At 43.9% G+C, this 22,880-nt stretch carries 26 protein-coding genes; 7 read left to right on the top strand and 19 right to left on the bottom strand.

Annotation, left to right across the window (positions count from 1 at the left end; genetic code table 11):
* Position 1: 1 nt before the first annotated feature.
* Genes ABD128_RS07630 through ABD128_RS07620 form a run of 3 tightly spaced genes read left to right on the top strand, consistent with a single transcriptional unit; the run spans position 2 to position 2,439 of the window.
* Positions 2-484, top strand: a complete 483-nt coding sequence (locus ABD128_RS07630; protein ID WP_343988834.1) for a hotdog family protein — start codon at positions 2-4, stop codon at positions 482-484.
* Positions 485-493: 9 nt separating this feature from the next.
* The gene (locus ABD128_RS07625; protein ID WP_343988832.1) at positions 494-1,222 is read left to right on the top strand and encodes a 3-ketoacyl-ACP reductase FabG2; all 729 of its coding nucleotides are present in this window, start codon (positions 494-496) and stop codon (positions 1,220-1,222) included.
* The gene (locus ABD128_RS07620; protein ID WP_343988830.1) at positions 1,222-2,439 is read left to right on the top strand and encodes a beta-ketoacyl-ACP synthase; all 1,218 of its coding nucleotides are present in this window, start codon (positions 1,222-1,224) and stop codon (positions 2,437-2,439) included. Before ABD128_RS07625 ends, ABD128_RS07620 begins: the two co-directional genes overlap by 1 nt.
* 35 nt (positions 2,440-2,474) lie before the next feature.
* Here the strand turns inward: ABD128_RS07620 and ABD128_RS07615 are convergent, their stop codons facing one another.
* From ABD128_RS07615 to trxA, 6 genes are all read right to left on the bottom strand, one after another.
* Positions 2,475-3,212: an NAD(P)H-flavin reductase gene (locus ABD128_RS07615; RefSeq protein WP_343988828.1), complete on the bottom strand. Its 738-nt coding sequence runs from the start codon at positions 3,210-3,212 to the stop codon at positions 2,475-2,477.
* Between the two features lie 26 nt (positions 3,213-3,238).
* Positions 3,239-4,720 (bottom strand): 4-hydroxy-3-polyprenylbenzoate decarboxylase, encoded by a 1,482-nt coding sequence (ubiD, locus tag ABD128_RS07610; protein ID WP_343988826.1) that lies wholly within the window; start codon positions 4,718-4,720, stop codon positions 3,239-3,241.
* Positions 4,721-4,793: 73 nt separating this feature from the next.
* The gene (locus tag ABD128_RS07605; protein WP_343988824.1) at positions 4,794-5,087 is read right to left on the bottom strand and encodes an energy transducer TonB; all 294 of its coding nucleotides are present in this window, start codon (positions 5,085-5,087) and stop codon (positions 4,794-4,796) included.
* 225 nt (positions 5,088-5,312) lie between these two features.
* Complete coding sequence (locus ABD128_RS07600; protein WP_343988823.1) at positions 5,313-5,627, bottom strand: hypothetical protein; 315 nt, start codon at positions 5,625-5,627, stop codon at positions 5,313-5,315.
* Positions 5,628-6,122: 495 nt separating this feature from the next.
* Complete coding sequence (rho, locus tag ABD128_RS07595; protein ID WP_343988822.1) at positions 6,123-7,379, bottom strand: transcription termination factor Rho; 1,257 nt, start codon at positions 7,377-7,379, stop codon at positions 6,123-6,125.
* A 235-nt stretch (positions 7,380-7,614) separates the two neighbouring features.
* On the bottom strand, positions 7,615-7,941 hold the full coding sequence (gene trxA / locus ABD128_RS07590) for a thioredoxin TrxA (RefSeq protein ID WP_110200296.1): 327 nt from the start codon (positions 7,939-7,941) through the stop codon (positions 7,615-7,617).
* A gap of 114 nt (positions 7,942-8,055) precedes the next feature.
* Between trxA and rhlB the strand changes: the two genes are divergently transcribed.
* On the top strand, positions 8,056-9,297 hold the full coding sequence (gene rhlB / locus ABD128_RS07585; RefSeq protein ID WP_343988820.1) for an ATP-dependent RNA helicase RhlB: 1,242 nt from the start codon (positions 8,056-8,058) through the stop codon (positions 9,295-9,297).
* Positions 9,298-9,516: 219 nt separating this feature from the next.
* The gene (locus tag ABD128_RS07580) at positions 9,517-9,792 is read left to right on the top strand and encodes a hypothetical protein (RefSeq protein ID WP_343988818.1); all 276 of its coding nucleotides are present in this window, start codon (positions 9,517-9,519) and stop codon (positions 9,790-9,792) included.
* An 82-nt stretch (positions 9,793-9,874) separates the two neighbouring features.
* Here the strand turns inward: ABD128_RS07580 and ABD128_RS07575 are convergent, their stop codons facing one another.
* The 8 genes from ABD128_RS07575 to tsaC form a co-directional block, all read right to left on the bottom strand.
* Positions 9,875-10,594: a hypothetical protein gene (locus ABD128_RS07575; RefSeq protein WP_343988816.1), complete on the bottom strand. Its 720-nt coding sequence runs from the start codon at positions 10,592-10,594 to the stop codon at positions 9,875-9,877.
* Entirely contained in the window at positions 10,591-11,088 is a 498-nt protein-coding gene (locus tag ABD128_RS07570) for an acyl-CoA thioesterase (protein WP_343988814.1), read from the bottom strand. Before ABD128_RS07570 ends, ABD128_RS07575 begins: the two co-directional genes overlap by 4 nt.
* Complete coding sequence (locus ABD128_RS07565) at positions 11,088-11,972, bottom strand: alpha/beta hydrolase family protein (RefSeq protein ID WP_343988812.1); 885 nt, start codon at positions 11,970-11,972, stop codon at positions 11,088-11,090. The genes ABD128_RS07570 and ABD128_RS07565 overlap by 1 nt, the downstream gene beginning before the upstream one ends.
* A 97-nt stretch (positions 11,973-12,069) precedes the next feature.
* Positions 12,070-12,786: a DUF4197 domain-containing protein gene (locus ABD128_RS07560; RefSeq protein WP_343988810.1), complete on the bottom strand. Its 717-nt coding sequence runs from the start codon at positions 12,784-12,786 to the stop codon at positions 12,070-12,072.
* A gap of 59 nt (positions 12,787-12,845) precedes the next feature.
* Entirely contained in the window at positions 12,846-13,742 is an 897-nt protein-coding gene (locus ABD128_RS07555) for an AEC family transporter (protein WP_343988808.1), read from the bottom strand.
* A gap of 28 nt (positions 13,743-13,770) precedes the next feature.
* The gene (gene hemB / locus ABD128_RS07550; protein ID WP_425545683.1) at positions 13,771-14,775 is read right to left on the bottom strand and encodes a porphobilinogen synthase; all 1,005 of its coding nucleotides are present in this window, start codon (positions 14,773-14,775) and stop codon (positions 13,771-13,773) included.
* 9 nt (positions 14,776-14,784) lie between these two features.
* Entirely contained in the window at positions 14,785-15,726 is a 942-nt protein-coding gene (gene hemF / locus ABD128_RS07545; protein ID WP_343988804.1) for an oxygen-dependent coproporphyrinogen oxidase, read from the bottom strand.
* A gap of 61 nt (positions 15,727-15,787) precedes the next feature.
* Positions 15,788-16,375 carry an L-threonylcarbamoyladenylate synthase type 1 TsaC gene (tsaC, locus tag ABD128_RS07540; RefSeq protein ID WP_343988802.1) on the bottom strand — a complete coding sequence of 196 codons (588 nt, stop codon included), beginning with the start codon at positions 16,373-16,375 and terminating at the stop codon, positions 15,788-15,790.
* Positions 16,376-16,770: 395 nt separating this feature from the next.
* On the opposite strand from tsaC, the gene ABD128_RS07535 reads away from it, so the two are divergent.
* On the top strand, positions 16,771-17,382 hold the full coding sequence (locus ABD128_RS07535) for an AbiV family abortive infection protein (protein ID WP_343988800.1): 612 nt from the start codon (positions 16,771-16,773) through the stop codon (positions 17,380-17,382).
* Between the two features lie 81 nt (positions 17,383-17,463).
* Positions 17,464-17,847: a hypothetical protein gene (locus ABD128_RS07530; RefSeq protein WP_343988798.1), complete on the top strand. Its 384-nt coding sequence runs from the start codon at positions 17,464-17,466 to the stop codon at positions 17,845-17,847.
* Between the two features lie 97 nt (positions 17,848-17,944).
* Here ABD128_RS07530 and dsbG read toward each other — a convergent pair whose 3' ends face one another.
* The 5 genes from dsbG to ABD128_RS07505 all read right to left on the bottom strand — a co-directional run bounded on the left by dsbG (position 17,945) and on the right by ABD128_RS07505 (position 22,773).
* Positions 17,945-18,778 carry a thiol:disulfide interchange protein DsbG gene (gene dsbG / locus ABD128_RS07525; protein WP_343988796.1) on the bottom strand — a complete coding sequence of 278 codons (834 nt, stop codon included), beginning with the start codon at positions 18,776-18,778 and terminating at the stop codon, positions 17,945-17,947.
* 15 nt (positions 18,779-18,793) lie between these two features.
* Positions 18,794-19,630, bottom strand: a complete 837-nt coding sequence (locus tag ABD128_RS07520; RefSeq protein ID WP_343988794.1) for a prolipoprotein diacylglyceryl transferase family protein — start codon at positions 19,628-19,630, stop codon at positions 18,794-18,796.
* A 261-nt stretch (positions 19,631-19,891) separates the two neighbouring features.
* Positions 19,892-20,371: a Smg family protein gene (locus ABD128_RS07515; protein WP_343988792.1), complete on the bottom strand. Its 480-nt coding sequence runs from the start codon at positions 20,369-20,371 to the stop codon at positions 19,892-19,894.
* 97 nt (positions 20,372-20,468) lie between these two features.
* Positions 20,469-21,599, bottom strand: a complete 1,131-nt coding sequence (dprA, locus tag ABD128_RS07510; protein ID WP_343988790.1) for a DNA-processing protein DprA — start codon at positions 21,597-21,599, stop codon at positions 20,469-20,471.
* 133 nt (positions 21,600-21,732) lie between these two features.
* Positions 21,733-22,773, bottom strand: coding sequence for a LysM peptidoglycan-binding domain-containing protein (locus ABD128_RS07505; RefSeq protein WP_343988788.1), 1,041 nt, complete (start codon positions 22,771-22,773; stop codon positions 21,733-21,735).
* Between the last annotated feature and the right edge of the window lie 107 nt (positions 22,774-22,880).

Genomic DNA, 22,880 nt, shown 5'->3' with positions numbered 1-22,880 from the left:
AATGATACAAGCCATAGACACAACCACTAAAAAAACGCTAATTTCCTCACCCGTTTCAGACTTTATTCCACATTCTGAGCCGATGGTGCTGATTGATCGTGTTGTCGACTTTGAGGCCAACAAGTTACAAGCCGAAGTGTCTATCACAGAGCAGTCGCGCTTTTATGATGCTAACCTTGGCGGCGTAGAAAATCTGGTAGCTATTGAGTATATGGCTCAAGCTATTGCAGCTTTAGCAGGCATCCGCTCACAGCTGAACAATCAGTCGGTTAAACTTGGATTTTTACTCGGCACTCGCAAAATGGAGTTACACCAAGCCGTTTTAGAGCAGGGCAAACGCTATCAGGTTGAGGTTGAAGAATTATTTATGGATGACTCAGGCTTAGGTGCGTTTCAATGTGCCATAACTTTTAATGGCGAAATGGTAGCCGAAGCAAAGCTAAACGTCTTCGAAACAAACGATGAAAACCAACTTTTAAGATAGATAAAAATTATGACCAGCAAAAGAGTATTAGTCACAGGGTCTAGCCGTGGTATCGGCAAGAGCATCGCGCTTCAACTGGCCAGCGATGGCTTTGAGGTCACTGTCCATTGTCGCTCTGGCATCGAACTTGCCGAGCAGACAATACAGGAAATTACTAACAATGGTGGCACTGCAAGACTGGTTCAATTCGATATTGCTAATCGCGAACAAACGCGACAAGCGCTTGAAACGGATGTGGCGGAGCATGGTGCTTATTATGGCGTGGTGTGTAACGCTGGTATTACTCGTGATGGAGCATTCCCAGCACTAACCGATACCGACTGGGACGATGTTATTCATACAAATCTCGATGGTTTTTATAATGTGGTGCAACCATTAGTTATGCCGATGGTTCGAGCCAAAAAGGGTGGTCGAATCGTCGCTATGTCTTCTGTTTCCGGGGTTTTAGGAAATCGCGGTCAGGTTAACTATAGTGCCTCAAAAGCCGGACTTATTGGTGCCACAAAAGCTTTAGCTGTCGAGTTGGCACGGCGCAAAATCACTGTGAACTGTGTTGCTCCAGGGCTTATTGAAACCGACATGATCGACGATGAAATCACTCAGGAAGCTATGAAGGTTATCCCTGCCCGTCGCATGGGTAGACCTGAGGAAATCGCCGGCCTAGTCAGTTATCTATTCTCCGATACCGCGGGTTACCTAACTCGCCAAGTCATTTCGGTCAATGGAGGGATGGCTTAATGAATCGTGTGGTCGTTACGGGTATGTCAGGTATCACTGCTTTTGGTGATAACTGGAATGACATTGTTGACAAACTTAAACAAGGAAACAATGCAGTTCGTGTGATGCCCGAGTGGGAACAATGCGAGGGACTCCGCACTAGCCTTGCTGCTCCAGTGGATTACCAGTTCCCTAAACTTCCACGCAAAAAGATTCGTAGTATGGGGCGAGTGTCGCTGCTGGCTACTTGTGCTAGCCAGATGGCCCTTAAGCAAGCAGGGCTTTTAGAGCATGAAGCACTAACTAATGGTGATACTGGCATCGCCTATGGCTCTTCTTCGGGTAGCACTCGTGCCATCCCTGTCTTTGGCGATCTGATTAAGGGTGGCCCGATGAAAGGCTTTACCTCTACTTCATACGTTGAAATGATGAGCCATACCGCACCAGTTAACATGGGTGTTTTCTTTGGCACCAAAGGGCGCATAATCCCGACCAGTAGTGCCTGCACCTCGGGTAGTCAAGGTATCGGCTACGCCTACGAAGCAATTAAATATGGCCAACAAAAAGTCATGCTGGCCGGTGGCGCAGAAGAGCTGTGCATCACCCAAGGTGCGGTTTTTGATTCTTTATTTGCTACTTCAGTGATGAATGATTCGCCAGAGTTAACACCACGTCCGTTTGATAAAAACCGTGATGGTTTAGTCGTTGGAGAAGGTGCGGGCACCTTAATCCTCGAAGAGTACGAACATGCCAAAGCCCGTGGCGCCACAATTTTAGCAGAGGTTGTGGGTTTCGGTTGTAATTCCGATGGCGCTCACGTCACTCAGCCACAAAAAGAAACCATGGCTGTGGCTATGCAGCTTGCCTTGCAAGACGCTAACCTTAGTCCCGATGATATTGGCTATGTGAATGCACACGGTACGGCAACCGACCGCGGCGATGTTGCAGAGACCCACGCCACCCGACAGGTCTTTCAACGCCCAGTTCCAATCAGCTCGCTGAAAAGTTATTTTGGCCATACCTTAGGCGCCTGTGGTGCGATTGAAGCGTGGCTCAGTATTGAGATGATGCGTAACGATTGGTACGCACCTACCGCCAATTTACGCGATGTAGATGAGGAGTGTGCTGATCTGGATTACATCACCGAAAACGATCGTCGCATGACTCATCAGTACATAATGAGCAATAACTTTGCCTTCGGTGGCATTAATACATCGCTAATTTTCAAACGGGTTTAATAACTTCTAGCATCTAAGTCTAGATGATTTATCTGTTAGTCCAATAAACCCATTTGACGTTTAATGTTCAAAATGTCGGAGTGGATAGAGTTTTTGTCTACGCCACGATCGAGCAGATCCTGATAAACCGACATGACCATTGGCTCTGATCCGCCAACATAAATATCCATATCCGTAATATCATCGTGGTCGAGCATAAAGGCATGGTGCACAAAGCCTTTTCGACCTTGCCACTCTTCGTCAAGCCCTGAAAGAACCGGCACATACGTGAAATTTGAATACTTCTTTTCCCATTCCAACGGTTCACGGTGCAGGTACAAATCAGGTGAGGTCTGGGCTCCCCAATACAAAGTCAATTGCCGAGGGTTCTTACTTCTTAAAGCTGTTTTAATGATGGAGTGAAACGGTGCGAAGCCAGTACCACCCGCAATAAACACAGCCGGACGTTCACTATCAGTCAGCAAGCAATCGCCGTGTGGTAGTTGCACCCTGACTTTTTTCTGATGTTTTAATTGATTGACGATGATATCCGCTTCGTCATGGCCAGGTAGGCGACGAATATGCAGCTCTAAAATATCCTGTAACGGCGAGCTAGCGATAGAAAAAGGGCGTAGTGACCCATCCTCTAACTCCAACATTAAATACTGACCAGCTTTATAACTTGGTAATTCACCGCCTATTGGCTCAAGCTCGACCCAATAAACATCGCGCCCGACTCGGCGCACTAACGATACTTGGCATTCGACAAATTGTGCTTGGCTCTGCTCAGACATAAATCCTCTGTTTTTTTCTTATAGTGCTAGTCGTTAGCATCAGGCTCAAGCCCAAGCTCGTCCCACATGCTATCGACTTTGTCTTTAACGGCTTGATCCATGACGATGGGCTCGCCCCATTCGCGATCGGTTTCGCCAGGCCATTTATTGGTCGCATCGATACCCAGCTTCGAACCCAGGCCCGACACAGGCGACGCAAAGTCTAAATAATCGATTGGCGTATTGTCGACTAACGTACAATCACGCGTCGGATCAACCCGCGTTGTCATCGCCCAGATAACATCCTTCCAGTCGCGTGTATTAATATCGTCATCCACCACAATCACAAACTTGGTGTACATAAACTGACGTAGGAATGACCAAACCCCCATCATTACTCGCTTCGCGTGACCTGGATACTGCTTCTTCATCGAGACTACTGCAAGGCGGTATGAGCAGCCTTCTGGCGGTAAGTAAAAGTCCGTAATTTCAGGGAATTGTTTCTGCAAGATAGGCACAAACACTTCATTCAATGCTTCGCCTAAGATTGCAGGCTCATCGGGCGGACGGCCAGTATAGGTCGAATGATAAATAGGGTTAGTGCGTTGAGTGATTCGCTCAACGGTAAAGACAGGGAAGCTATCCACCTCATTATAATAACCAGTGTGATCGCCATAAGGACCTTCATCCGCCATCTCACCCGGCTCAATATAACCTTCCAAGACAAACTCGGCAGATGAGGGCACCTGCAAATCGTTGCCGATAGATTTAACCACTTCGGTTTTCTGACCGCGCAATAAACCAGCAAAAGCGTATTCACTTAGGCTATCAGGTACTGGTGTTACAGCGCCCAAAATTGTTGCTGGATCGGCACCAAAAGCCACCGAAACAGGAAAGCGTTCGCCAGGGTGTTTTTCACACCACTCTTTAAAGTCTAACGCACCGCCTCGGTGAGCCAACCAACGCATGATCAGCTTGTTCTTAGCGATCACTTGTTGGCGATATATGCCTAAGTTTTGACGCTTTTTATGAGGGCCTTTAGTAACCGTCAAACCCCAAGTCATTAAAGGTGCAGCATCACCCGGCCAACAGGTTTGCACCGGAATACTGGTTAAGTCTACCGCATTGCCTTCAATCACAATCTCTTGGCACGGTGCTTTTTTAACCTGCTTCGGCGACATATTCATGACTTTTTTAAAGACCGGCAACTGCTGCCAAGCATCTTTAAAGCCTGATGGTGGCGTTGGCTCTTTTAAGAATGCCAATAACTCACCCAGCTCACGCAACTCTTTTAGATCTTCTTTACCCATAGCTAGAGCAACGCGGCGTGTCGTGCCGAATAAATTTCCTAACACCGGCACCGAGTGTCCTTTTACATTTTCAAAAAGAATCGCTGGGCCACCAGCGCGTAAGGTTCGATCGCAAATCTCCGTCATTTCAAGATTAGGATCAACCTCCATCGACACGCGCTTTAATTCGCCCATCGATTCTAGTTTTTCGATAAAATCACGAAGATCTTTGTATTGCATGGGATTGGGAGTTGTTTGGTATTGGGGGTATTTTAGCAGATTGTGAGTAAAACCCTACCTATTAGGTGTTTTACTATTCTTCTTCGACTTTAAACTCCATTTTATACGTCATATTTTCTTGCATTACTGGTTCTCCATCAATATATCTGACTTTAAATGTCCATTGCTTTAATGCTTTTAGAGCGCTTTCTACAAAAACACCTTTGGGGTAGTCCTCAACGATGTCGATATTTATGGGTTTGCCTTCTTTTGAAATATCCAATTTAAACAGAACATAGCCAGATTCCACTCCTTCAGGGAACACTACTTCATTAGCTTTAAGAAGAGGTGATATCAGTATTAACAATACAGTTATTAGAATTCTCATATAGTCCTTCTCTTTTTTCTTATATAAGTTTATACGTTCATTTTCTTTGCTTGTCCAAAGAAAACGAACCAAAAGAAAAGACACCCCAGTCGCTTGGCCTACGGCTACCTTCCCTTTTTAAGAATGATTGGCGCATTTTGGAACTCGCTACGCTCAGACATCAAAATGCTTTGTTCCAATAATTCTTAAAAACCTTCAGCAAGCTCAAAGGGGTATCAAAGAACGCTAGTCTTTAGGGCTTTGCTCTTTTTCTAACGAGTTTTTATCCAAAACTCTGTAAGTTATCCAGCCCCCAAGAGCGCCTGCTAAACTGTACAGTACATAACCATACTCTGAAAATGGTAGCCAGTTTTCTGTTAAATGCAGAGTTAGCCAGAATGTGAAGCCAAAGATACATCCTACGAAAACAAGTGTATAACGATTGACTTTCTTAAGTAATATCAAGGCGGCCATTAATACTAAGTAAGGCGGAGCTAAGAGGGGGTATAAAAGATACTGAAAAACGAATAACCAAGTGGCCCTGTTAGTATCGGCGACCATTCTTCTTGCCTTACTGACTCAATTAGTCCACCAACAAAACCTACAAGTGCCGCAGAAAATATTAAACTAAAGAAGAAAGCAGCTATTAGATGAACCTTACGGAATTCCATATTTTGATTAATTTTTTCCTTAAAATTAATACTTAGCTCCTTCTACAAAGATAGTCCCAGAAATGGGTTTTACGAGGCAATCTTAAAAATTAAGAATTTTAATAAAAGAACACTTAACTAAAAATAAAGATTTTTCTTTCTAGGCGAGGCGTAGAAAGGTTTTTAATAACGAGTTTACATAAAGTAAATGAGGAAATTAAAAACCTTGCTACAACAATGCATAGGAAGAAAAAGATTATTTTTAAATTAAAAAAATATCACTAGAAAAGTATATTTTTAGTTCTTTTGCGAGGCAGTCTCTTGCACAGCGAGGGCGCGTATAAGAATACGTAACCGAGCGAGCAAGAGACTAACAAAGAAAAAACCTAAAAAGACGTTTTCTAGGTTATTTTTTCATGGATGTGAAGAACTCGTCATTAGTCTTCGTCATCGCCATCTTGTCGATCAAGAACTCAATCGCGTCTAACTCATCCATTGGATGTAGGATTTTGCGTAAAATCCACATTTTCTGGAGCTCTTCTTGAGTCGTTAGTAGGTCTTCTTTTCGAGAGCCTGAGCGGTTAAAGTCGATGGCTGGGAACACACGTTTCTCTGCAATCTTGCGAGAAAGGTGTAATTCCATGTTACCGGTACCTTTGAACTCTTCGTAGATAACTTCGTCCATCTTTGAGCCTGTATCGACTAGCGCTGTGGCGATAATAGTTAAACTACCACCGTGTTCGATGTTTCGAGCGGCACCGAAGAATCGTTTTGGGCGCTGTAGGGCGTTAGCGTCTACACCACCTGTTAATACTTTGCCTGACGATGGCACTACGGTGTTGTAAGCACGAGCTAGTCGGGTAATCGAGTCGAGTAGGATTACAACGTCTTTTTTATGCTCGACTAAGCGTTTCGCTTTTTCGATAACCATTTCTGCCACTTGTACGTGACGCGCGGCTGGTTCATCGAACGTAGAAGCTACAACTTCACCTTTAACTGAGCGCTCCATTTCCGTAACTTCTTCTGGACGTTCGTCGATAAGAAGTACGATAAGCATACAGTCTGGGTGGTTATAGGTAATGGATTGTGCGATGTTTTGTAACATCATTGTCTTACCCGCTTTTGGCGGTGACACAATCAAGGCACGCTGACCTTTACCGATCGGTGCTGCCAAATCAATAACGCGTGCTGTAATATCTTCTGTCGAACCATTACCACGCTCCATACGCATACGGACGTCTGGGTGTAGTGGTGTTAGGTTTTCGAATAAGAGTTTGCGGCGGGAGTTTTCTGGGCTGTCGTAGTTGATTTCTGCGACTTTAAGTAGGGCAAAATAGCGTTCCTGATCTTTAGGTGGGCGTATTTTGCCGACGATAGTATCACCCGTGCGCAAGTTGAAGCGTCGGATTTGGCTTGGCGAGACGTAAATATCATCTGGACCAGCCAGGTACGAACCTTCTGCTGAGCGTAAAAATCCAAAACCGTCCGGCAAGATTTCTAGAACTCCACCACCAAAAATATCTTCACCACTTTTGGCATGATTCTTGAGTAGGCCAAAGATAATGTCCTGTTTGCGCATACGCGCCATGTGCTCAAGACCAACGGCTTTAGCCATTTCAGACAGTTCTTGAGCTGATTTCTGCTTTAATTCTGTTAAATTCATAATGTGAAAGATTATTTATTGACGCATTGATAGGCAATGCTACATGTTCCCATGAAATTAGTGTTTGGAATAGAAACGGAGTTGCCCGAGGGCTTTTTTTGGACGCTGTGTTCAGCAAGGTTAAATGTAGCACTTGATGTTAGTGCTGTCTAGCGCTTGGAGTGGTTAATTTTGCATCTATTGTACAAAAAAGAGGCCGAAGCCTCTTTTTGTGTCATTACTAACAGATCTCAGCTTAGATGTTACTGTCTATAAACGCCATTAGCTGTGATTTCGAAACAGCACCAACTTTAGTCGCTTCAACATTGCCGTCTTTAAATAACATTAATGTTGGAATACCGCGAATACCGTATTTTGGTGGCGTTTCGTTGTTTTCGTCGATGTTCAACTTAGCAACTTTAACTTTGCCTTCATAAGACTCAGCGATTTCGTCTAAGATCGGTGCAATCATTTTACAAGGACCACACCATTCAGCCCAATAATCAACCAACACTGGGCCGTCTGACTTTAAGACTTCTTCTTCAAAAGTCGCATCGCTAAGGTATACAATTTTGTCACTCATTCAATTTTCTCCTGCTAATTCACTTGCGCTCAGTAGCTATCAGACGCACAATGGCTCTATTTGATACAATGACTTGCAATTTTGCAAGCATCCAATGGTAAAAAGTTATAATAGATGGACAAATCACATTTATCCGACATTCGTTTTAGCGACTTAGGCTTACATCCGAAACTACTTTCGGCAATCAATGACCTTGGCTTTCAGTACTGCACGCCAATTCAGGCGAAAACCCTGCCACTATTGCTAAAAGGCCAAAATGTTGCTGGTCAGGCGCAAACCGGTACCGGAAAAACCATCGCATTTCTATTGGGGGTCATGAACGATATGTTGACCTTACCAGAAATCGAAGGTCGTCGTGCTAACGAACCCCGCTCTATCATCATGGCACCAACTCGCGAGTTGGCCGTACAAATTGCTAAAGATGCCCTGAAGCTTGCTAAGCATACAAAATTCAAGATTCGAGTAGTATATGGGGGTGAAGATCATCAAAAACAACGCCTTCAACTGGAAAAAGGCGTGGATATTTTGATCGGCACTACAGGCCGCCTAATTGACTACTTAAAACAAAACGCTTATGGCCTAGAAGCTATTGATAGCGTGGTTTTAGACGAAGCGGATCGTATGTTCGACCTAGGCTTTATTAAAGACATTCGATATATGTTCCAACGTATGCCGCCGGCTAACGATCGCATGAACATGTTGTTCTCAGCGACTCTGTCCCATCGCGTTCAAGAGCTTGCTTACGAGCATATGCACAACCCGCAACACATTCAAATCGCGGCCGAGCAAGTCACAGCTAAAAAGATCCGTGAAGCTTTATTCTATCCAAGTCGTGATGAGGCCTTGCCTTTATTGGTTGGCTTAATGCAACGTCTGAGCCCACCACGCACTATCGTTTTTACCAATACTAAGCGTGCAGCGGAGCATGTTTGGGCTTGCTTACGTGGTAATGATATTGAAGCAGGCTTGTTAACTGGTGATGTGCATCAGAAAAAGCGCTTGAAGCTTCTTGATGACCTAAAAAATAACACCGTTAATGTGCTTGTGTGCACCGATGTTGCAGCACGTGGTCTGCATATTGACAACGTTACACACGTCTTTAATTATCATTTACCTGACGATCCGGAAGATTATGTACACCGTATTGGTCGTACCGCACGTGCTGGTGCCGAAGGCGATGCCGTGAGTTTTGCAGGCGAAGACTTCGCCATGAACCTTACTGCAATTGAAGAATATGTAGGCCATGAGTTACCTAAACTCGACATTAAGCCTGAGTATCTTGCAGATCTAAAACCATCAATTCCGATTAAGCAAAAACGACGTCACCCAACACAAAGACGTCAATCAAAGAACTAACTTTAATAGGTCGCTTTTGCGGCCTTTTTTAAACTCAACCCTTAGTCATGTTCGTTTTTAACCTTCTTATTGATTACCCCCACTGGGGGTTTAGCAACCTGCTCTTAATTAGTAATTAAAAACGCGCTATTGTGACATAACTTGTTACAAATATTGTCTTATTTAATACTTTCAACTTTGTTAATGTCTAGCCAGATATATAAAACAAAGGATTATATTATGTTAAAACCACTGGTTATTTTAGGTCTTTCTTTTGCATTTTTAGGTTGTGCCACTAACTCCCCATCGACTGATAATAATACTAAAACTGAGCAGGCTTCTAGCGATAGCAAAGACCAAAAGGTTATTTGTAAAAAGTCAGCACGTGTTGGGAGTCACTTCAAAAAAATGCAGTGCTGGACTGTAGCAGAATACAAAGCTAGGCAAGAACGCGATAGACAAAAAATACAGGACGCACAAGCACACGGTTCAACTATGACCCCACCGTCAAAATAAATGATTTACGTCCAACAAAAAAGGTCGCATTAGCGACCTTTTTTGTTTTATGGGCTTTAATGATTGTCGTAGACAACCCTACCTATTTATTCTCTAACGCAGCATTTCCCTCTGATATACTTAATGCTACTTTTTTTGATAACTGTAGCAACTCTTGATGACTCTCTTCACCTTCATCCAAGTTGTAAACATATAGATAAATAATCTTTCCTTTTACTAGCATCACGTTAATCGCCATTAACACATTATCATTATCTTCTGCTTCACCATCGACGGCGACACTACTTTTCATCAAGTAAGTAGAGCCGTAATGATTTGCGGTATCTGCAAAAATTTCCAGCGGGACCATATCTGTGATTGATAAGGCCACGTCGACATCGTATTTATTCGACACCTTGCTTGACGAGGCATCCATTTCGCTATTAATTCTCTGTTTTAAAGTTTCACTGATTTGCTCAAAGTTTTGTTTCATGAAGTCTTTAATTTGACCAAACTCTGCTTTCGAAACTTGGCGGTATTTAGTGCCTTTAAAAGTTTGAATCACGATGCTTGTACTAAACTGCTCGCCTTTCATCTCCAGAGTTTGCGTTAGCTCATCTTTCGGAGCCTGTATCACCAACAACTCATTCGTTTGTGGCGTAAAGTCCTGCATAAACTCTGTGTAGAAGTGTGTTTCAGGAAGCTCCATAAACCCCTCTTGAAGAGGTAACTTTATAGTCACATCACCAATAATGACTTCTTTCGCTGCAGTAAAACTAGCTAACCCAAGTAATACAATGAATAACCCTATCTTTTTTATCATTTCCATTTCTCCACGACGTTTTTAATTCGTCCTTCTCGACGTCCCACATGTGACTTGATTTGCTCCGCAAGTTCGAAGTGTTTGCGCTCTTTGTCAGTTTCAATAATTAATTCAGGTATCTCTACGGTGTTTCGCTCTTCATCGAACGCTACTAAGGTGAAGTGTGCGGTTGTACTAAGGACATCGCCTTCCTCGCCACCTTTATCAACAAAGACATCTGTGCGCACCATCATTGAGGTTCTACCGACTAGAACTACCTTGGCGATGGTTTTAATTCTATCGCCAACAAAGATTGGGCGCTTAAAAATAACGCGTTCTACTGAAGCCGTCGACACTGTGCGTCCTGAATATCGAATCGCGGCTAGAGCAGCGGTGGAGTCCATAATGGCGAGCAGCTCTCCACCGAACATGTTGCCATAAGGGTTGCTTTGGTTTGGAAAAACGAAGTTCCATGTTTCTATTGCTTCCGAGGTTTTTTTCTCGCGTTCAGACATCAAAGCCCTTCCTTTTGATTTAAAAAATTAACTATAGGTTGCCATATTCCTTCTTTGATTTCCTGCTTTTTCTTAAACAAACCAAAGTGCCCGATTTTTTTAAGGCCTATTGCGGATGGAGAAATATTGAGGACTGTCTGCTTAGTCTTGGGGTAGTGTTTTAGCAGTCCATCCCTCGCTTGTGACGGCGCATACCAGTCATCACTGATTGTAAGCGCTAAAAGGTCTGCATCGATGCTCCTATAAAGCTGAGTGTCAATGTCGTGCTTAGGTGTAAACAAGTAGTCATTTGAGCGAGCCCAGCGTAACCATTGCTTTACAGCATTTTTAGGCACCGGTGTAGGCCCGAGAAAGCGCGACTTAAAAAAGTCACCAAATTGCACAGATAGCACCGCAGGGAATACCAAGTACCATATTGCAGCAATCCCATATTTCTGTAGCCCTGGCCACAAACGCCAGGTTCCAACACCACTAGCTGCAATAATGATTTTGTCGAACTCAAGGCTAGATTGCGCTAGACCAATGATTTGCCCACCGGCGCTATGCCCTAAGTAGAAGAGCTTTTCAGGGGAGTAGGTTCTTTTAATAAACTGTATGGCAGCTTCTAGATCTAGCTCTCCCCAATGTTGCATCAAGATTTCTTCAGTCGGCATATTGCCGTGCTGGGAATGGCTAATACCACGATAATCAAATGTGACAACAGTTATCCCTAGCTCCGCCATATACCCCGCAAAATGTTTGTAATACTGATAAGGCACACCGAAAGCCGATCCTATCAGTAACACTTTTTTGCTTTCACTTTTTGCTGCCGGAGCATAAACACAGGCAGCCAGTTCAAAGCCATCAGATGCTTCAAAGTTGATCGTAGTGACATGATAATTCACTGAGACACCCTAATTTTTGTTGTAGGGCTCTATTGATACATTATTTTAGCGCGAAAGGCCAGACCAGTGACCTTTCGCTATCAAGTTTTGTGTGAAATCACTGCTGAGAAAAGACTTTTTGTAGTAGCTCTGTGGTTCTGGCGACGGGGTTGTCTCGTATTTTTTTCTCTTCCTGAGCAACTAAGGTGAAAAGTCCGTCCAGAGTTTCGTCCATGACATAATCTTCAATGTTCATGTTGGGCTTTTCTGTGAAAGGCAGTTTTTGGTAGGCTCCTAGCAATTGTTTATAATCATTATAAAAGCCTACTTTTTCCATATTATTAGTAATAATCGGTTGGAATCGGCGCTCTAAGCTATTTTGTGTTTTTTCGCGGAAATAGTTAGTCGCAGCATTATCACCACCGCGCAAGATACCCCAAGCATCGGAAATCGACATCGAGCTAATGGCACTAATAAAGACATCTTTAGCCTCGCCCGATGCTTTTTCTGCGGCACGATTCATTTGGCGCTCAAAATTATTCACATAACTGCCCAGACCTACTTTCCGCAAGGCCCCAGCAACATTATCCAGCTCCTCAGGAACCGCGATTTTAATCAATGGATTATCACTAAAACCACCTGGTTTATTGGTGCTGTTGACGCTATTTTTAGTGCCGACTTCGAGCGCCTGCTTTAATCCAGCCACCACCGTTTCGTTGGATAACTGTTGATTGCCGCCTAAGCCTTCTAACACGCGGTTAATGTCTGTGGTTTTACAACTGGTTAGGAGCAATGCCGCCAGCCCTGTCATTATTGCGACTTTTATGATCTTCATACGATACCTCGGTCTGCTAAAGTTTTTTCTGCGGAGTCACTATCAAACCATTTCCCAGCTTAATACAGCGTTTGTACTAACCATATCGTAATCGGAATTGTGATAACGGACAACAGAGTCGTTAACGCTATGGTGTTATGAGCTACCTTACGATCGCTTTCTACCGCCTCCACAAAGGGCATAATACTGATACCGGTAGGGCAAGCGGCCAATATTGTCAGCGATAATAAATAAGTCTCGCTTAGACCCATAACCCAGTAGCCAAAACTAAACACCACCAAAGGGATCAGCAATAGTTTAATTGAAGTGACCAAGGCTGTTTTCTTAATTACCGAACGGCTAATGGTTCGAATGCTTGCAAGTGAGCTACCTAAAATAATTAGAGCTAAAGGTAGCGCTGCATCCGATACCATTTGTAGCGGAGTGAACAACTGAGTCGGGATGGGAATTTCAAACAGGTTAAAAAGCAAGCCTAAGACCACACCTAAGATGACGGGGTTACTGAAAATTCCAAGGGTCGCCTTAAACTTGGATGGTGTTACGTTGACTCGCGTCGAAAACAAAAAGAAGGTGCTAAAAAGGATTAAACTATGACCCGATATCACCGCCAAACTAATCACCAAGCCTTTTTGCCCAGTGACCGACAATATGACCGGGATTCCCACCAGTACATTGTTCGAAAAGGTCGACGCTAGGGCTATACGATGGCTCATGGTCAGCGCCAATATTACAAAAACGATTAAAACTGGCGTGAAATAAGCGATCAGGGTAGTGCCAATATCCTCTAAACCCGTTTCATAAACGTTAACGAATAAAAATACAGGGATAAAGGCTTTGAAAACAACTGTCGATAAATCTTCAAAAAACTCAGCTCTAACAAACCGCCATTTAACCAACACCACCCCAATCAACACGACAAGGGCGACAGGAATGATAGCGTTTAAAATGACGGTCAAGTGTGCTCTCTTAGCCTTTTATTGCAATCTACTGTGATTCTTCTAAATAACGGCAAGCATCTTTAGCAAAGTATGTCAGGATACCGTCGCAGCCCGCGCGCTTAAAGCCCAGTAGCGACTCTAAAACGATGGCCTTTTCATCAAGCCAGCCGTTTTGCGCCGCAGCTTTAATCATGGCGTATTCGCCACTGACTTGATAAGCAAAGGTCGGCATCTTAAATTCGTCTTTTACTCGGCGCACAATATCCAAGTAAGGCTGACCAGGCTTAACCATTACCATATCAGCTCCTTCTTCGATATCCAGCGCAATTTCGTGTAATGCCTCGTCTGTATTGCCGGGATCCATTTGATAAGTCTTTTTATCAGCTTTACCCAAAGCCCCTGCCGAACCGACTGCGTCGCGGAAGGGCCCATAGTAACTAGAAGCATATTTAGCAGCATAAGACATGATCATGGTGTTGACGAACTCGCCAGCTTCCAACGCTTCGCGGATAGCACCAATTCGACCATCCATCATATCCGATGGCGCCACCATATCAGCACCAGCTTTGGCATGACACAGCGCCTGCTTGACTAAAACTTCCTTAGTAATATCGTTAAGGATATAACCTTCATCATCAACGATTCCGTCTTGGCCGTGCGAGGTATAAGGATCGAGCGCCACATCGGTCATTACGCCTAACTGTGGGTAGATAGCTTTTATCGCTTTAATCGCCTCTGGCACCAGACCTTTCGGATTGTAAGCTTCTTTTGCATCTAGTGATTTTTTCGTATCACTAATCACTGGAAATAATGCAATCGCAGGAATTCCTAAATTGACCACTTCCGAGCATTCCTCAAGCAATAAATCGAGCGTCTTACGCTCAACGCCAGGCATCGAAGCGACCGCTTCTTTTTTATTCTCACCCTCGAGCACAAAAACTGGATAAATAAAATCCTTCGCCGACAAGCTCGATTCACGAACTAAATCACGACTAAAAGCTTGTGCACGAATACGTCGCAAACGACGGCTTGGGAAAAAACCACTATTCATCATCAGATCCTATATGTTTACCCAGTCTTGAGGTTTTAAGTAATACTCGGTTAACTCAGCTTCACGGCTGCCTGCTTCTGGCTGCCAGTTATAGCGCCAGTTCACCGTCGTCGGCAAAGACATCAATATCGACTCAGTGCGCCCGCCGGTTTGTAGGCCAAACAAAGTGCCTCTATCCCAAACCAAGTTAAACTCCACATAACGCCCACGGCGATAGAGCTGAAATTCACGCTCTTCTTCGGTGTAAGGCAGGCCCTTACGTTTATTGAGTATCGGCTGATAAGCCTTGATGTAATGATCGCCCACTGAGCGCATAAAAGCAAAACACTGCTCAAAATCCCAACCTTTTCCTGAAAAAGCAGTTCCCTCGGTATTCAGATCATCAAAAAACAAACCACCAATACCACGGTGCTCATCACGGTGTTTAATATAAAAATAATCATCACACCACTTTTTGTATTTTGGATAGCACTCGGCGCCAAACGGATCGCAGGTATCTTTTGCTACCTGATGCCAAAACTGACAGTCTTCTTTATTGGCGTAATAGGGCGTCAAATCAAAACCACCACCAAACCACCAAATCGGCTCAGCGCCTTCTTTTTCCGCGACAAAAAAGCGAACGTTCATGTGCGAAGTCGGCACATGAGGACTTTTCGGGTGAATCACCAGCGATACGCCCATGGCCTTAAAGCTTCGACCTGCTAATTCAGGTCGATGAGCCGTAGCAGAAGCAGGCATATTAGTGCCTTCTACATAAGAATAATTGACGCCGCCTTTTTCGATGACAGCGCCATTTTCCATAACTCGGGTTAAACCGCCACCACCTTGTGCGCGCTGCCACTCGTCTTTAATAAAATCTTTTTCGCCGTCTTCTTTGGCTAATTCGCGACAAATATCTTCTTGTAAACCAAGCAGATAGGATTTAACTGCTTCAATATCAATGGTTTGCATACCACCTCTTTTTGCGTCATCGAGTTGTATTGGCTAACTGGACTGATTACCGCTTTTACGCCTAAGCTCGCAGCACTTGCTGAGTTTGCGCATCAATAATCTTAGAAGGACGATCATAACCGCCAACCGCGCCAGATACCACCATATCCAGTTGTTGCGACATCTTATTGCGCACCTCTTCCGTCCGCTTCATTTCAGGATAACCCGCACGATTAGCGCTAGTCGAAACAATTACTGACTGCGCTTCGTCACACAAAGCCTCAACGATAGGGTGCTTACACAAACGAATCGCGATTTTTTCATGATCACCACAAACCAACGGCAAAACGATATCGCTTTTAGGAAGAAGCCAAGTCACCGGCTGATCGGGCTCATTTGGATCAGCATAACTGTCAAAACACACTAGTAAATCATGGTAGTTTTCATCGACGAAAGGTTCTATTTGCGCAATGTCGCTCGCCACAAGGATTAAACCTTTATGCCAAGGACGGTTTTTAATTTGCAATATACGCTCGATAGCGTCGGTCGAGAAGGGAAGGCAACCTAAACCAAATACCGCCTCAGTCGGATAGGCGATAACACCGTCTTGTTCCATTAGGTTGACGGCACGTTTGATCTGAAAATCGTTAACGTAAGCCAATTGATTCATCTTTTTTGAGTAGTAAAGGTTAGCGCTTAAGTTAAGCCACCTCAGCGCTAAAATGCAAGGCTTTTTCGCTTAATAACGTTTAAGACTGTGCATATTTAGTAATAACATTATCTCAGCATTTAGAACGATCTTACGCTGCTTCTTTGACTATATGAAAGACCTACAGTAATCTTGAAGAATAATTATTAATCAATAAATAAGAAAACACGGATTAGCTTGTAGGAAATCGCCATGGAGCCTAAAGGATCGAAGTTTATTATCGAAACCGCTTTCGATTCCGCACTTCAGAACCGTCTTTGTGCGGGTGCTACCCAAATTTCCGTCACTCCAAAAATAAACCTATGAATATTAGTAGGTTATAAGCGAATTCGGGTATTCTTATGTTAGGAATCAGAATGAGCATTGATCTGCAAAGTATAGGAATAGAGTCAATTCAAGAAGCAATCGAAAATGGTCCGCTGGTTTTCAACGAGGCAACCAAAAGCGAAGACTTTAATAGGGCATGTGATCATATTCTTGTTTTGTTAGAAGATTCCTTTCAGTGCTTCGAGCGAGACTCGTGGGGTACTTCAGTATTTCTTTCGATAACTGCAATTGAAGAGGTTGCCAAGGCTGAAGTCGGCCTCTATCGAAGAGATGGGAAATTAGAGGTAAAACGCGGTAAAGATAAGCTTTACAACCACAAAGAAAAACATCGCATGGCTGTCTTACCTACAGTGTTTATGGGTAAGCGTCTTGAGGATGCATTAGGTAAAGAAAGGTGCGCTGAGCTCCTAAAAGAAGCAGCACATGGTGATTTTCGTAATTTACGAGAGTCGGCACTGTATTTTACTAACAGTAATGGCCAATTTGTCACTCCGGCTAATGTAGTCACCAAAGAAAAGGCAAAGGAGTTTTTACTATTAGCACTGGAAACAGCTGATGACCGGCTTGTTGGGTGCACGGGACATACTGGTTTAATTGAAAATAGAATGGATCAAATGTTTGGAGCATTAACTCTTTCCTAACAAGTATATGTTGTCGGACTGGTTTTCCGCTTCGCTCCAAACCAACTGCAAATGCGAGCGTTAACACATAATGAGCTAAGTATGATACCGAAAAGTACAGCTAAAATTGAGGATGGTGACTTTTGCTGGATAAAAAGAGAGGATGGTCTATTTGTACCGTTTGTCTATATCTGCAAACAAGGTAATTCAAGAAGCTATTTTTATGGTGGTATTGCCTGTAGTTTATCTGAAAAAGCTAATCTAGATGACCTTCCAGATAATATAGTTATTAGAGATTTCGCTCTCCTGCATATTATGTGTTTCAAAGAAAACGAAACCCCAATTGCTGGAAATATAACAAATAAACTTAAAGCAGGGGTTTTAGAAAAAATTAAAATAGATTTAACATCCGCAGGTATTGGTTCAAAATCTAGTGTTTGGGGCCATAAAACAATTTTGAAATATGCGGGTAACATAAACTTCTAATCAGAAACTCATGCGGGTAAATATTCGCTAACACTTTTATACCAAAACACCTATAAAAAGCGCTATCAAACACTTACCCATTAGCAAATTCTTAAACCTAGTCTGGCTTTGGGCTTCCCATCATTTTCTCTAGGACTTCACCCTGTGGCATTCCTTGGACGCTTTGAATTTTTCCGTCTTTATCTTTGTAGAATGACGTCGGGGTTGCGCCGAAACCTAGTCGTTGCATCATGTTGGTGTTGAGTTGGACTCTGACTTGGCCTTTTTCAACGGCTTCTTGGTCAACTTCGATGCCGCCTTGCGAAAACTGCTTGTTGTGTTTATCCATCATGGCTTCTGGATCTTCGCTACCTAAGATTGTGGCGCCTTTGTCCATACTGCTTTGACGGAGAATGGCGACAATGATGTGGCGAAACTGGACTTTGCCTGATTTAATCCAAGGCTCAGCGGCTTCTCGGAATTTATGGCAATAAGGGCAATTAGTATCGGTAAAGGTATAAATAATAACTGGCGCATCATCGCTACCATCGGCCACCCAGGCGCTATTTTCGAGTTCTTTCCATGCTCGCTCCATACGCGGCCCTTCAACCAGGCTATCCATAGTTTCAACCGTTAAATTATTCCCCTCGGCATCAATTAAAGTTCCTACAATGGCGTGCTTTTTATCGGCGGTGACGTAAATAGCCAAAGGTTGTCCACGCATCATACCGGCGTAGCCCATCATGCCCGCTGGCGCGTCGAAGGTATCTATAATTTCAACGCCTTGGTCGATAATGCTTTCAATAGGCGCTGGGTATTGTTTCGCGCTCTCTAATGCCCCTTGCTCTTGGTTAGCTTTATTCGCATTTTCTGTAGCTTTTTCTTCTTTGTCATTGGAGCAGGCGCTTAATGCGACTAATGCTAATACGCTGATTATCTTTAAACACTTCATTACTCAGTACCTTCTTTATTTTTTTATTTCCGACTGTTTCATTCGTTCCAGTTTTGCCGCTAGCGATGCGCGCGATAACTCACCTAAGTGTGCGTCTACTAGCTCACCTTCAGCATTGATAAATAGTGTGGTCGGCAAGGCTCGACTGCCCACTAACTGCCCCAGCATGCCTTTAGTATCCATTACTGTATTTTTCAGATCTAATGATTCTTTTTGTAGATATTGCTCTACTACCGCTGGATGCTCGCCTTGATTGACAAAGATGATTCCCGTATCGGGATTTTCTTGTTGTGCCTGCTGTAACACCGGCATTTCACGACGGCAGGGCGGACACCATGTGGCCCAAAGGTTAATCACACGAGGCTTCCCCGCTTCTATGTCATTCAACTCAATAGTTTGCCCGTTTAATTCCGACACGACCAGTTTCGGTAATCTCTGCGAGGTGTCTTCTATGGCCCAAAGACCCACACTAACGAGCGACCAGACTAAAAACCCGGCGACTGCACCGCTTAGAAAATGCTTTCGGGTTTTCGGTTCGCGCCAACTGTACCACGTGACCATCACTAAGAGCGCAATCAAAGCCGCCCATAAGTTAAATCCACCGTCGCGAATATCAATAATTGACAACCAATTAGCGCTATATTCCTGCCAATACTGCGCCACAAAGCTTAGACGAGATACTAGCATAGCGATGATAAAGACGCTGGCTAGCTGACCGTCGACACTTTTGCTTTCAGATTCTTTATTTTTTCGGCTGGCGATATAACCCACCAGCATTGCTATGGCAAAGCTGATGAGTATTAAAAATCGCTCAAAAGGAAGGCTCAAGGGGCCTATGGATATTGTTAACACGCTAATTTATGTACTCGCTACGATGAATGATCACTTCAGTTCAATGTGTAACGAATTGTACGTCAAAATTTCGATAAATTGAGCGAACTTTGTGTAAAGTTGCGTAAATCGCGGTAAGTTTGGTTTAAGTTATTATGTTTAGTCTGATGGACGAGTTTCTGAGCACTCGTTAAACGGCTGGTATTAATAGACGGCTTATTGCCGCTGTGGTTGTGGCCCCAAGCACCAGTGACTAAGTCTTTTATAACCAGTCACTAATCACTAATGCGCTCGAGCACCACCTTCGAGATTTTCTACCCAAGCAAATTCAGCATCGCGGTCTTGCATGTTAAAAAGCACCATCATCACCACCCAACGTAGGCGTTCTAATGCCACTTCTTCGTCTTCTTGCTGACCTAAGGCAGTCATGCGATCGATCACCATCTCACGTGCATGGGCATCTAAAATACCGCGCTGCTCAAAGTACATAATTGCACCTTGTACCGCCGGCGAAAGTATCAGTTGCTCATGAGCTGAGAATAATCGAATCGACTGATCGGCTTCAGCGCTTGGCTTAAAGGTTTCAGAGGTTGCTAGAACCAAACCATCTAACCAATCGATCGCGCCTTTAATTTCGCCATCAGTAAAACCAACGTCCTCAAGCGCTTCTACGAGGTTGTCGTTAGCGAGAATATGGCTGCTGTCTTCGTCTTGGAAGTTTTCAAAGATATAAAGTAGTACGTCTAGTACGTCTTCTTTCATTGGACTCTCATCGGTTAGGCGTATGAAAAGCCGTTAAAGCCACTTTGCCACTTGCTAAGCGTTGCTAAAAGATTGCGTCGTTAAAGGGATCGCTTCTTTAGCTTTTGCGGCGTTGATATCCGCCAGCGACACTCACAATATGGTCATTTAATTCTAACAGTAATAACATATGGCTGACCACATCTATTTCAAGTCCTGTACGCTCAAGTATTTTATCCATCGAGGTTGGTTCATAGTCGATTTGTTCGATAAGCGCTTGATACTCCTGATCTAACTCAAACTCGGTAGACTCTGAAGCTTGGCCAGATTTATTTTCTGCTAGAGACTCAGTTTGCCAAGTTGCTAATGCGCCAAGCTCTTCGATAATTTCTTCTGCGGTTTCCACTAGCTTTACGCCTTGCTTTATTAACAAATGACAACCGCGGGCTAGTGGGTTATGGATCGAGCCAGGAATCGCGAAAACCTCACGACCTTGCTCCATAGCCAGTCTCGCCGTAATTAACGAGCCACTTTTCACAGCAGCTTCCACCACCAATGTGCCAAGACTCATGCCTGAAATAATTCGATTACGAGCGGGGAAGTGGGTCGCTCGAACGCCAGTGCCAAGAGCAAACTCCGAAACTAATGCGCCGTTATCAACAATTCTCTGGGCGAGCTCTTTGTGCCTTGCTGGGTAAACTCTGTCTAATCCAGTACCAGCCACTGCAATGGTCGGCAATCCCTGATCTAACACCGCTTTATGCGCAAAACCATCCACACCTAAAGCCAAGCCACTGGTTATCACTGCTCCCGCTTTTCCCAAGGTTTTTGCAAACTCAATAGCATTATCTTTGCCCTGTGGCGTTGGGTTTCGACTACCTACGATGGCAATTTGATGATGCTGCAAGAGTTCTTTTTTGCCATGTACAAATAGCAGTTTAGGTGCTGAGTCAATTTCCCGTAATAGCCCCGGATAGTCATCGCTGGTAAAGGGTATAAGATGTTTGTCATCGCTATCAAACCAGGTCAGATCCTGCTCAATCAGCGAATCATCGATCGCATCTAAACGTTTTTTTAAGCCTTCTCTAAAGCCTAGCTGTATTAATTGCTTTTCCGATAATTCAAAAATTTGCTCAATCGAAGAGTAGTGCTCTAAGAAATGCTGTAGTTTCGCGCGACTAATATTAATGTGCGATAGCGCAAGCCATGCACGGAATTTTGCTGTATCGAGGGTGTTTGTCTTGGTCATGATTAATCCTTTAATCGTGAAAATGTGTTTTTCATAGTGTTCCATAAAAAACTGGCCTTGCTTTGCAACAAGACCAGTTCTATTTTTTGCTTAGTGTTTAGCCAATCGTTAGCTGACACTTTATAAGCGATGCTTAGTATGGGTTGCGTGCAACATCCATCAAGTGAATCGGACGTACTGCATCCATGATCAACGCTAAGCTAACTTTTTCATAAGTGCGGAAGACCATTAAGGTACCTGCGCGCTCTTCTGGTAACGTAACGTATGGATCATCGGCACCACGCTCTTCAGCGATTTTATCGTGCACTTTTTTACCGCGCTGATAAACCGTCAGTACATGGCCTTCTTCTAAGCCATCGCGCTGACCTTTGTTTAACGTCACGACGTTATATTGTCCAATTTGCGTTACACCATCGTACACTGAAATCAGTTGCGCTTTAATCTCTTGCTCTGGCGCTCGCGGTGCATACACCGGTGGTAAAGGATCTTCGTTGCGCGGTAACGCCACATCACCCTTTAACACTTCAAGCTTCGACTTTCTAACCGCTAAAGTCGCTGGATCGCCTGATTTTTCAATCGAGCCATTGGCAAGGTAGCGCGCTTCGACACCAAGTAACTCATTCGTTTCTGGGTCGCGATATTCTTTACCTTTACGATAAACACCGAAAGAAGCACCCGCTTCAGCATCTAAACCGCGGAGGTATAAGCGATCTCCAAAACCACCGCTAATCACACGCTCATCGCCCAAAGCAACAACGTATGGTGCTGTTTCGAATAACGATGGGTCAACCACCATTTCATCAATTAAGAATGGACGAATCAAATCAAGCGGAATAGTCGTGATAGCATCACCTTCCGATAGCACTCGCGCTTTAGGGCGCAATTTTATAGTGCCGTTAGATGCTTTCACTAAATATGGTTTGCCGTCGATATAAACCAGCTTCAAAATATCGCCAGGATAAATTAAGTGCGGGTTTTCAACTTGCGGATTTACGTGCCAAATTTCAGGCCAATTCCAAGGCTTCGTTAAAAAGCGCCCTGAGATGTCCCATAAGGTATCACCTTTTTTGACAACATAAGTATCTGGATGGTCTTCGCGTAGTTCTGCTGACTGCGCAATGCTCCCCAATAATAGCGCTGCCGTTGCAGCTGCTGCTAAAACTAACTTTTTCATGGCTATCCTTTGTAATTTACTGATAGTCGGATCCTCTTAACTCTGATTCCAATATACTGCAAAGCACATTATTTGAAAACAGGCAAAAGGAAACAGCCAAACCCCAA

The organism is Kangiella japonica (genome assembly GCF_039523535.1).
Classification (GTDB): Bacteria; Pseudomonadota; Gammaproteobacteria; order Enterobacterales; family Kangiellaceae; genus Kangiella; species Kangiella japonica.
This window is presented reverse-complemented; position numbering and strand designations above follow the sequence as displayed.